Consider the following 10511-nt stretch of genomic DNA (forward strand, 5'->3'; position numbering starts at 1 on the left):
GCTCTTCCGATCTGCAGGAAGTCAACGGCCAAGCCTCGGCGAGACATCCTCGCCTGCTGCTGGCCCTGGAAAAACTTCTTAACAATACGCCTTATGCCGATTACCACCATGTTTCAACGCTAACCGAAGAAGGTCTACAGGTTTATGACCAGCGCAACCTTGTTATATTGAGTCGCTTCGAGATCACAGAACATCACGAATACCTGCATGATTTCACCATCACCCCTCGCTACCAAAAAATAACTGCCGAGCCGCAGGATGCGATAGCCAAGGCCGTTACTTGGGAGCGGCCGATCCTCTATGCAAAAGCCAAACTGGACGATACTCACTCTCTGGATATCATCAACGTTCATCTGAAATCGCGTTTACCGTCGGACATTCCGGGACAGAAAGCAGATCAATATACCTGGAAAACAGCCTCGGGCTGGGCCGAAGGTTCTTTCCTCTCTTCGATAAAGCGAGTCGGCCAAGCACTGGAAGTGCGGATATTGATCGATAAACTGTTCGACGTGGACGAGGATGCGCTGATCGCGGTGTGCGGCGATTTTAATGCGGACTTGGACGAAGTGCCGGTGCAAGCGATTCGCGGCGATATCGAAAACACCGGCAATGATACGCTAGCTAAGCGCGTAATGGTGCCCTGCGAACAAACCATTCCCGAACCCGCCCGATTTTCCCTAATCCATCATGGCAAAGGCGAAATGATCGACCACCTGCTGGTCTCCCGCTCCCTGCTGACATATTTTAGGAAAGCCGAGATTCACAACGAATTGCTGCATGACGAATCGGTCGCTTTTGGGACCGATGTAAAATTTCCGGAGTCGGATCATGCACCGGTCATTGCCGAATTTGAATTGCCGGGCATTTAAACTAATGTTTTGCCCTCTTCACCCTCCATCGCCAACAATCGCCAACGGTTCAATCAAAACAAAGTTTGGAGGGCGGGATGGTCGAGAATAAAGAAATTGCTACGAAATTACGCCAAATTGCGACGCTGCTGGAACAGCAGAACGCCAACCCTTTCCGGGTAAGCGCTTATTTAAACGCCGCGCAGACCATCCAGACCTTGAATGAGCCGGTCGTAACCTTGCTAGAACGTGAAGGTTTTGCGGCTTTACTGGATCTGCCCGGCATCGGCGAAGGCATTGCCCGATCGATTAGCGAGTTTGCGGCAACCGGACGCATGAGCCGCCTGGAAAGTTTGCAAACCGGCCATGACCCCATTGCGTTATTCGAACAGATTCCCGGTATCGGCCCGAAATCCGCGCACCGCATCATCGAAGCGCTGCATATCGATACGCTGGAAGCGTTGGAGCTGGCGGCACATAACGGCCGCTTAAACTCGGTCCCCGGCTTTAGCGCGAAAAAAGTCGCGCTGGTGCAAAGTTGGCTGGCCCATGTTTTGGGTTACCGCCGGCCCCGCTCAGAACCCCACCGCCCAAGTGTCGAACCGCCGATCGATTTGCTGTTGGCGGTCGACCAGCAATACCGCAAGAAAGCCGCGGCCGGCGAACTGCCAACCATAGCACCGAAGCGATTCAACCCGACCGGAGAAGCGTGGCTGCCGATTTTTCATACCACCAAGCAGGGCTGGCATTTTACCGCTTTGTTTTCGAACACCGCCCGTGCCCATCAACTGGACCGTAAGCACGATTGGGTGGTAATTTATTTTTACGACAACCAGCACCACGAAGGGCAACATACAATCGTCACCGAAACACGCGGACCGGAAACCGGCCGGCGCATAGTCCGGGGCCGAGAAAAAGAATGCCGCGCATACTACGAAAACCTCGGCATGGATGCCGATGCAAAAAGTTCTAGCCGCAGCTAATATCACTTGGAGCAGCCGTTGCCGCCGACTGGGATTTGACGCGATAGTAGTCGACAACCTTACATGGGTAGCCGCCATGACCGAACCAACACCGCTTCCGCATTGTCCATCAAGCCTCGCCGAACAGCTGCTGGCCAGTAGCCGGAAGGTTTTGCTGTTCGGCGAAACCGGCATCGGCAAATCCACGCTGGCGGTCGAACTCGCCCGTCAAATCGCCGATAAAGGCTTGACCTGCTTAAGCATCAGCGCCGATCCTGGATTGCCCGGCTTCGGCCTGCCCGGAACCGTGTCGCTGGGACATTGGCAGAAAACCGGCTGGAAAGTCCTGGCATTCGAAGCGCTATGCACATTGGATGCCGGACGTTTCCGGCTGCCGCTCTTATCGGCCGTCGCCAAATTAATCCGCCAAGCTCCTCAAGGATTCATGCTGATCGATTCGCCCGGCGTGACCCGCAGTATCGCCGGCTCGGAATTACTGACCGGTTTTATCGAGCTACTGGGCGTCGATACCGTGTTGGTGCTTAACCGCCCATCGAAACGGCTGCCTTTATTAGACGAGCTGTTGTCATTGGGCGTCCACGTCTTAACGGTGCCCGCCCATCCGGAAGCTCGTAGTCCCAGCCCAAAAACGCGGGCGCAACGTAGAACCGAGCAATGGCAAGTTCATCTGGCCGATTATCAGGAGCTGACCACCAAGCTGGCCGATCTTCAATTGATCGGATCGCCCCCGCCGGTCGACGTCCCGGATGCCTGGCCCGGCCGGCAATGCGCTTTTATCGAAGCCGGCCGAACCGTCGGCTTTGGCGAGATCGTCTCGCTGAACGACCAAAAACTGCACATCAGACTGTCGCAAACTGCCCAAGTCAGTTCAACCTTGCTAATACGCGACGCCTGTAGCGACCAAAATGGCCTGCTGACCAGCGTCGTGCCGTTCGCATCCGGCAAGTTGCAATTTTTACCGCCGCCCGATGCATTACCTTATCCAGCGGCCGATTATGGCGGCGGTCCCAGGCCCGCGGTCAAATTGCGCGGCATGTATGCGATATTGCTCAACGGCGTATTCGGCGATCCGCTGCTGCATTTGCGGCTACCGCAACGCAGCCTGTTGTTCGATTTAGGCGATTCGAGCCGATTACCGATGCGCATCGCTCATCAAGTCAGCGATATCTTTATCAGCCATGCCCATATCGACCATATCGGGGGCTTTTTATGGCTGCTGCGTTCGCGTGTCGGCAGTTATCCGGCTTGCCGTCTGTTCGGCCCGCCGGGTTTGAGCGGCCATATCAAAGGCATGATAGCCGGCATTCTGTGGGATCGCATCGGAGAGTCCGGGCCGCGTTTCGAAATCGCTGAAATTCACGGCGACCGGCTCAAGCGGACTTGCATTCAAACGGGCCGGGATGCTGTTGAACTATCTGAAATTCCAATAACCGACGGGTTGATTGTCGATGACCCGTTGTTCACCGTCCGCACAGTTACATTGGATCACCATACGCCAGTGCAAGCTTATGCTTTTGAAAGCAAAGCCAAATTCAACGTTAACAATGATGCCATAAAAACATTGGGCCTGAGCGCCGGCCCCTGGCTGAACGAATTAAAACGGCTGGCCGGCGACGGTAAAACCGACGCAACAATCGATCTTCCCGACCGTAGCACCCGGACCGTGAAGGATTTGGCCGAGCTCGTGCTGACGGAAACACCCGGCGAAAAATTGGTTTATGCGACCGATCTGGCCGATACCCTTGCCAATCGCGCCGATCTGAGCGCATTGGCGCAGCGGGCTGACTTTTTGTTCTGCGAGGCTGCATTTCTGGAAAGCGACATAGAGCAGGCCCAACGAACCGGCCACTTGACCGCTCGAGCTTGCGGCGAAATCGCAAGCCAAGCCGACGTCAAGCAATTGGTGCCGTTCCATTTTTCCAAGCGTTACGAAAAGCAGCTCGAAGCTGTCTATGAAGCAGCCTACTCTGCTTGTTTGCGTGTTGTCACGCCCGCTATCAACGGCAGCAGAACAGCGCCGAGATAGAAGTCATTTGTCGGTGACTAATAGCAACTGAATGAATTCATCGTATCACCTGATAATGAGGCCATTTCCACTAGAAAGAACAAATGAATCAAACGCCCCCAATGGATAAATCATAGTTTGTTCAGCGCTTCCTTAAACCACAAACTGCGCTATTCCGTCCCGAAACGACCAGTCAATATCGTGGTTTTCGGTGATCGTGATCAGCACATTGGCCGGGTCTATGCCTGGATTTTCCGCTAGATTTTCAACGACTTTCTTGTAAAAAGCTTGTTTGGCCTTGTTTGACCGGCCGGCACGCATGACTAGATGCATCATCACGCGATCGCCCTCCCGAGTCTGCAATTGTAAGCACTCCGGATCAAGCTGGTGAATGATCTGGTAGCGGTCATCGTCCGGAAAACCCATCGTTTCAATCACCGCCGAGTTAATACCGTCAGCCACCGCTTTGATATATTCCGGCGACTTTCCTTTTAGTATTGAAATTGTCACTAATGGCATAACGTTTATCGCTCCTGTTCCGAAAGTTTTAATGGAAGGGTTCAATAACAAAAAAGAAGCAAAAAAGTGTCAGGTCTTGGTTGCGACATTGCCCAATCGCAACCAAGACCGGCCCCATCTTCCAGCTTGGAGACTAACAGAAAAAACGGCATGGCTATCGTTTGTGCCTCAATGCGTAAGCTAGTCCATATCGCCTTTGCTATCCTCAAATTCGGTAAACCTTTTGCTCCTCATTTTTCGCTTGCATAGGGAGTTACGAGACGGTATCTGCGATACTCGATACTGCGCGGATTATGGAGTTAAATTAAGAAATTTATTTAACATGTCAGTATCCAGTCCATCTTCATCATCGTAGTTTACATGGGAGAGGCATTTTTTAGAGTACTGGCATTAGTTGTCATAGCGATCAATTTCTCCAGATATTCAAGATATCTTACAAGAACATCTTCGGTTAAAGAGGTCCGGTTACTTTTCATCAATGAGCATCAATGTAACCTGACCTCTTTTACACCTTTTACATGGCGTGCACGACAAAACTTACCCTCCCCGTCTTTTCTTTTGACCCATTTGGGTCATGACTTTAACTCAAGGAATGAATATTCTTGATGCCGGTTAAAAATTGACCGTCCTTACCGGCTGAATGTAGAACAGTAACCAAGAATTAAAAAACTTAATATTCATTAATGTTCTTATCTAAGTGACACTGGTGAGACTGATTCCAGTAAAGCCTTGCTCTAACTGATTAAATTTCATCAAGGGCTAACATCCGTTTTCGCTACGCGCCAACACTCGGCAAATACCTTCATTACCTCAACAGGAGATACTCCCATGAGCATTCGAAGCCTTAGCACGATCTTTGTTTTTCTGATTTTAGTTTCTGTGAAATTCAGCGCTCATTCTGAAACTATAGCGGACAAAGCACCGAATCAGCTATCGCAGCCAGCGGAAAAAGCCAATGCCTGCGCTCAGGATTTCACTGAGCATCAGGTTCAGTATGGGGAAAATCAATTGTATGTCCGTGAGTACACAGGTACCGAACCGCCAGTTGTGATGATGCACGGTTTCCCCGATAACCTTCACCTCTATGACCGCGTCGTGCCTTATCTCTGCGGCAGACACGTCGTCTTGTTTGACTTTCTTGGCTGGGGACAGTCCGACAAACCTGAAAATTACAGCTATACGTTCGACGATCAAACGGCACAACTTGACGCAATTATCCAGCAGCTTGACTTACAAAATCCGCTTCTGGTGAGTCACGATGCCTCGGGGCCGGCCGCGATCAACCGGGCGCTCGACCATAGTGAAGAAACAGGCGGGCTGGTTCTTCTGAATACCTTCTACCATTTGACGCCTTCACTTTCGGCGCCTGAAGCGATCGGGATATTCGCCGATTTGCTCGAATTGAGAACGGAGCGGCAAGTCGAGCCAACTCACCCTTGGACCTTCAGTCGTTTAAGTCAGGCGATTGCCAATGATAAAGATATGTTCCGATGGTTGTATTTCTGGCAGGTAGGTTCCTTTTTCCGCGACGAGGCGGTGCGAGAGAAGTTTTTGCCACGGCTTTACGAGCAATTCAAAGAAACGCCAAGCACCATTCCCGCGTTTGTGAAGCTCAACCAAGACTTGGGACATTCGATAGGCGCCAACTCACAAAGAGTCGCCGAACTTATTGCATTCGATGGTCCCGTGCGGATCATCTTCGGGGCGAGCGACCCTTACTTGACTGCAGATCTTGCAAAAGATTTCCATCAAGTCTTTCCCTCCTCCGACCTCTTCTTGCTACCAACGGCTCGTCACTACGTCCAGATGGATGAACCGGCTCAAGTCGCGCATTTGATTCTGACCGCCAAGACTCGTTAAAAATTGGTTTATTAACGGCAAGATGAAGCCATGAGTTAAGCCGGCTGCCGCTTTAGGCGACTGCAATCAGGAGAGAAGGCAACGCTATGGATATTAATGAACATCCCACTGTCAAGCGACTGCATGTCCGGGAAATTGGTGAAGATAGCAAGACCAAGGATATTCCGAAGCTACAGGTCGAATGGTTGCGCCAACTGGCTATGGAGTCTGGCGCTGATGATGCCGGTCTGATTGACATCGACCTGCCAGCTCTGGACCCGCAACGGAGCGAGATTCTGAAGCACTACCCCTGGACGAAGACGTTGCTGAGTTTCGTCGTCCGCCTGTCCCGCGAACCGATACGCAGTCCTGCACGTTCTGTAGCGAATCTCGAGTTCCATTGCACGGGTGACCAGGTGGATGAGGTGAGCCGTCGGATCGTCCTGCGCTTGGAGGCATCCGGCATCCGGGCGGTTAACCCCGCGATGGGCTTCCCGATGGAGATGTACCAGTTTCCACACGGCGGCGCCTGGGTGGTATCACACAAGCCGATTGCCGTGGCCGCTGGACTGGGCCATATGGGCATCCATCGCAATGTCATCCATCCCAAGTTCGGCAACTTTATTCTGCTCGGGACCGTGCTGGTCGAGTCCGAAGTCACGGCCCATGACACACCGCTCGATTACAACCCCTGCCTGGAATGCAGGCTTTGTGTATCAGCCTGCCCGGTAGGCGCTATCGCGCCCGACGGTGGCTTCAACTTCTCGGCCTGCTTCACGCACAACTATCGGGAATTCATGGGCGGCTTCACCGATTGGGTCGAGCAAGTGGCGGACAGCAAGGACGCCATGGACTATCGCAAGCGCATCAGCGGACCGGAAACCGCCGCTATGTGGCAAAGCCTTTCACATCGGGCTAATTACAAGTCCGCCTATTGCATGGCAGTTTGTCCGGCCGGGGAAGAAGTGATCGGCCCCTATCTCGCCGATCGCAAGGCCCATCTACAGAATGTCGTTAAACCATTACAGGACAAACCGGAACCCGTGTATGTGATCACAGGATCCGATGCGGAGATGTTTGCCCGCAGGAAATGGAAAAATAAAACCGTCAAGCACGTCGGCAATGCGCTTCGCCCACGCACTATCCCAGGGTTACTCGCCAGTATGCCTTTAATCTTCCAGCCTAATCAATCGCGGGGCCTGAATGCTACCTACCATTTCAGTTTCACCGGGGAGGAAAAGCAGGAAGCAACGATCATCATTCGGGACCGTATACTGCACATACAGGAAGGCTTAGTGGGGACTGCGGATCTACATGTGACGGCGGACACCCGAACTTGGCTCGGCTTTCTGGCCCAAGAGCGGAATCTGGTTTGGGCGCTGGCACGCAGAAAAATTCGTCTTAAAGGTTCACCTCAACTGCTGATCGCCTTTGGTAAATGTTTTCCAAGTGCCGGCGTACGGCACAAAGCCACGGAAATTTTGCCACAAACTTCCACCCTGCGACGCGAACCTGTTCTTTACCAGCAGAACGATGCGGCTACCGGCAAAATCAAATGGCACGGGACATTGGCTGTGGTCGAGATCATTGAGACCGCACGCGAGGTTAAGACCTTCCGGTTGGTTAACCCAACCGGAGGCAAGATTCCGTTCCAGTATCTACCCGGACAATTTCTGACACTGGATATCGAGCCCTACGGTATACCGACCCGGCGCTCATACACCATCGCATCCACACCGACTTGGCGAGATCGCATCGAGATCACCGTCAAACGCGAGGAACACGGACTCGTCTCAGGCTGGCTGCACGACGAGCTCAGACCGGGCGATTCTATTAAATTATTGGCCCCGAACGGTACCTTTATTTTTACGGGGGATGATGCGCCCTCCATTGTTCTGATTGGAGGCGGTGTCGGCATTACGCCGCTGATGAGCGTGGTCCGCTACTTGATTGATAGTCAATGGCCGGGAGACATACACCTGCTGCTGAGCTTTCGGGCTCTCGGTGACTATTTGTTCCGAGAGGAAGCCGATTCCCTTCAGACGCACAACCCAAACCTGAAGGTCACGGTCACATTGAGCAGTCCGGGAGAGGACTCTTGGTCCGGGCCGATTGGGCGCATCGACAAGGCCTTTCTGGAACGTACCATTCCCCATATCATCGACCAGCGAATCCACCTCTGCGGTCCTCCGCCGATGATGGCAACTGTCAAAACCGCGCTGAGCGAGCTTGGCGTACCCAAGGCCCAGATCAAGACAGAAGCATTTGGCACGATTAAGCGTAACCCGACCGCCGCTCCTGCCCGCACAGGCACCATAGTAGGATGCGTCCAGTTCCAGCGTTCGCAGATCAACTCCCCAATCTTCGAAGGCACCACAATTCTCGATCTAGCGGACGAGGAGGACGTCTACATAGAGAACGCCTGCCGCTCCGGACCTGCGGCTTATGTCGTGTGAAATTGCTTTCTGGCAAGGTGCGCATGGCGGTCGAGGATTCGTTGACGGAAAGTGAAAAAAAGGATGGTTACATTCTAGCCTGCCAAGCCGAGGTCGAAACCGATGTGGAGATTGACGCCTAATATGAGCAATAAATCATGAGCAATTTTCTTTTGCTATTAATCGCTATGGTTATAGGGCTGCCTGCTATTTCTTTGGTTGTGGAGGCATTGCGCCGTCCTCCTTCCCCTCCAGCGCAATTGCGATGGGCTCCCGATATCCCGATTCAATACGCAGAAGTGAACGGCATCCGGCTTCGCTATATTAAGACAGGCCATGGGCCCATCCTGGTTCTTTTGCATACACTGAGAACTCAGCTTGACCTCTTCGAAAAGGTCGTGCCGACTCTTGCCGAGGACTTTACCGTCTATGCGTTCGACCTTCCGGGGCACGGCTATTCAGACATTCCCGTAGCGAGATATGATGCAGGTTTTTTTGCCGATGCGGTCGAAGGTTTTCTCGATTCCTTCGATTTAAAAGATGTCATGCTCGTCGGCGTTTCGATAGGCGGAGCGCTTCCGTTGATAGTTGCCGCCCGACATAATCCGCGTGTCGAGCGAGTGGTGGCGATCAATCCTTATGACTATGCGCAAGGCCATGGCATAAGGCGCAGCTCCTTATTAGCTCGACTGGTGGTGATGGCGGCCGACATACCTGTCCTTGGCGAAACGGTGATGCGTCTTCGGAATTTTTACATCATGAAAAACGTGCTCGAAGGCGGAGTATCAAACCCGCGCAGCATCCCGCCTTCACTGCTGAGAGAGATGTATGCGACGGGAAACCGGAAAGGACATTACCGGGCGTTCATCAGTCTCCTTCGAAATGCTGAAAGCTGGCAGAGAGCGACCAAGGATTATCACCGCATCAAGGTTCCAGTGCTCTTTCTCTGGGGCGATCAGGATTGGTCCAAGCCGCATGAACGAGAACATGATTATCGGCTCGTACCAGCGGCCGATATGGTGACAATAGAGCGCGGCGGGCACTTCCTGCCCCTGGACAGAGCCAAGGAAATTATTAGGCATTTGCGCGATTTCTACGGGCGCCATTCTACTTTACCTTCTGCCAACAGTGGCTAAACGTTAATGGGAGAAAGGGGTCTACCATTGTATTTGTAGGTGACACCCTTGTTCAGAAAGCGTAGTCTGTTTTCCTGGCGAGGGTGTGGCTTAAGGGGTCCGCAACTTAGGTTGGCTCGACTTTGAAATGCCGCCCTCGTCACCTACATCATCCATACAAGCCTACCGGGATGATGTCCAATTCTTTGTGACTCTGCAAGTAGACGAGGCTGATGGGTGTATTTTCTTATCAGACTATCAGGAGTCAATCATGTCAACAGCCGTATTTCCAGAGATCCGCGTCAGTTTGGATATTGGTTGTAGGTTCCATTCAGTTGCCGTTGGATTGTCCGACGGGAATCTGCTTGATGAGTTTGAAATTTCGCATACGAAAGAAGGATTCGAAACTTTTTTAAAAGAATTCAGCAACATGAACTAAAACACAAATTATCTGTGTCCATAGCGATGGAAGGCTATAACGGTTATGCCCGACCTTTAGATCAAATGATCAGGGTACGGAATTACCGGCTGTTTAATATCAATAACTTAAAGCTAGCCCGCTTCAAAGAAATTTTTCCGGGCGCCGCAAAAACCGATGCCTTGGATGCCCGAAAAATAGCCTTCAAGCCGATTTACACGCCGTATGCCCTGGACTATGTGACATCACTCAAGACGTCGGTCAAGTTTGGTACTTAAATTTCCTATCGAGCGCCAAAAGAGACTTAACCGAACTGTCTCGTAAGCGCAAAGATTCGCTGTTAAAAATA

At 52.2% G+C, this 10511-nt stretch carries 10 protein-coding genes; 9 read left to right on the forward strand and 1 reads right to left on the reverse strand.

Features of this window, described 5'->3' with window-relative positions:
- The 3 genes from EPO18_RS00300 to EPO18_RS00310 all read left to right on the forward strand — a co-directional run.
- A partial coding sequence (locus tag EPO18_RS00300) for an endonuclease/exonuclease/phosphatase family protein (RefSeq protein ID WP_292428904.1) occupies positions 1-869 on the forward strand: 869 nt, incomplete at its 5' end.
- A gap of 77 nt (positions 870-946) precedes the next feature.
- Positions 947-1831 carry a helix-hairpin-helix domain-containing protein gene (locus EPO18_RS00305; RefSeq protein ID WP_292428906.1) on the forward strand — a complete coding sequence of 295 codons (885 nt, stop codon included), beginning with the start codon at positions 947-949 and terminating at the stop codon, positions 1829-1831.
- Entirely contained in the window at positions 1806-3857 is a 2052-nt protein-coding gene (locus tag EPO18_RS00310; RefSeq protein ID WP_292428908.1) for a Clp1/GlmU family protein, read from the forward strand. Before EPO18_RS00305 ends, EPO18_RS00310 begins: the two co-directional genes overlap by 26 nt.
- 132 nt (positions 3858-3989) lie before the next feature.
- Here the strand turns inward: EPO18_RS00310 and EPO18_RS00315 are convergent, their stop codons facing one another.
- Positions 3990-4355: a tautomerase family protein gene (locus EPO18_RS00315; protein WP_292428911.1), complete on the reverse strand. Its 366-nt coding sequence runs from the start codon at positions 4353-4355 to the stop codon at positions 3990-3992.
- Positions 4356-5183: 828 nt separating this feature from the next.
- Between EPO18_RS00315 and EPO18_RS00320 the strand changes: the two genes are divergently transcribed.
- The 6 genes from EPO18_RS00320 to EPO18_RS00345 all read left to right on the forward strand — a co-directional run bounded on the left by EPO18_RS00320 (position 5184) and on the right by EPO18_RS00345 (position 10440).
- Positions 5184-6215 (forward strand): alpha/beta fold hydrolase, encoded by a 1032-nt coding sequence (locus EPO18_RS00320; protein ID WP_292428914.1) that lies wholly within the window; start codon positions 5184-5186, stop codon positions 6213-6215.
- Positions 6216-6301: 86 nt separating this feature from the next.
- Positions 6302-8650 (forward strand): FAD-binding oxidoreductase, encoded by a 2349-nt coding sequence (locus EPO18_RS00325; RefSeq protein ID WP_292428916.1) that lies wholly within the window; start codon positions 6302-6304, stop codon positions 8648-8650.
- Entirely contained in the window at positions 8647-8772 is a 126-nt protein-coding gene (locus EPO18_RS00330; RefSeq protein ID WP_292428919.1) for a 2Fe-2S iron-sulfur cluster-binding protein, read from the forward strand. Before EPO18_RS00325 ends, EPO18_RS00330 begins: the two co-directional genes overlap by 4 nt.
- Before the next feature lie 15 nt (positions 8773-8787).
- Entirely contained in the window at positions 8788-9765 is a 978-nt protein-coding gene (locus EPO18_RS00335) for an alpha/beta fold hydrolase (protein WP_292428922.1), read from the forward strand.
- Positions 9766-10015: 250 nt separating this feature from the next.
- A complete protein-coding gene (locus tag EPO18_RS00340) occupies positions 10016-10183 on the forward strand; it encodes a hypothetical protein (RefSeq protein ID WP_292428925.1) in 168 nt (55 codons plus the stop codon).
- 14 nt (positions 10184-10197) lie between these two features.
- Positions 10198-10440: an IS110 family transposase gene (locus tag EPO18_RS00345; RefSeq protein ID WP_292428928.1), complete on the forward strand. Its 243-nt coding sequence runs from the start codon at positions 10198-10200 to the stop codon at positions 10438-10440.
- The last annotated feature ends 71 nt before the right edge of the window (positions 10441-10511 follow it).

The sequence above is a fragment of the Methylobacter sp. genome (assembly GCF_004322395.1).
Taxonomy (GTDB): Bacteria; Pseudomonadota; Gammaproteobacteria; order Methylococcales; family Methylomonadaceae; genus Methylobacter_A.

Excerpts from the sequence above, each read along its gene's own strand:
- EPO18_RS00305 (WP_292428906.1), top strand. The coding sequence starts at position 947 with ATGGTCGAGAATAAAGAAATTGCTACGAAATTACGCCAAATTGCGACG.
- EPO18_RS00310 (WP_292428908.1), top strand. The coding sequence starts at position 1,806 with ATGCAAAAAGTTCTAGCCGCAGCTAATATCACTTGGAGCAGCCGTTGC.
- EPO18_RS00315 (WP_292428911.1), bottom strand. The coding sequence starts at position 4,355 with ATGCCATTAGTGACAATTTCAATACTAAAAGGAAAGTCGCCGGAATAT.
- EPO18_RS00320 (WP_292428914.1), top strand. The coding sequence starts at position 5,184 with ATGAGCATTCGAAGCCTTAGCACGATCTTTGTTTTTCTGATTTTAGTT.
- EPO18_RS00325 (WP_292428916.1), top strand. The coding sequence starts at position 6,302 with ATGGATATTAATGAACATCCCACTGTCAAGCGACTGCATGTCCGGGAA.
- EPO18_RS00335 (WP_292428922.1), top strand. The coding sequence starts at position 8,788 with ATGAGCAATTTTCTTTTGCTATTAATCGCTATGGTTATAGGGCTGCCT.
- EPO18_RS00340 (WP_292428925.1), top strand. The coding sequence starts at position 10,016 with ATGTCAACAGCCGTATTTCCAGAGATCCGCGTCAGTTTGGATATTGGT.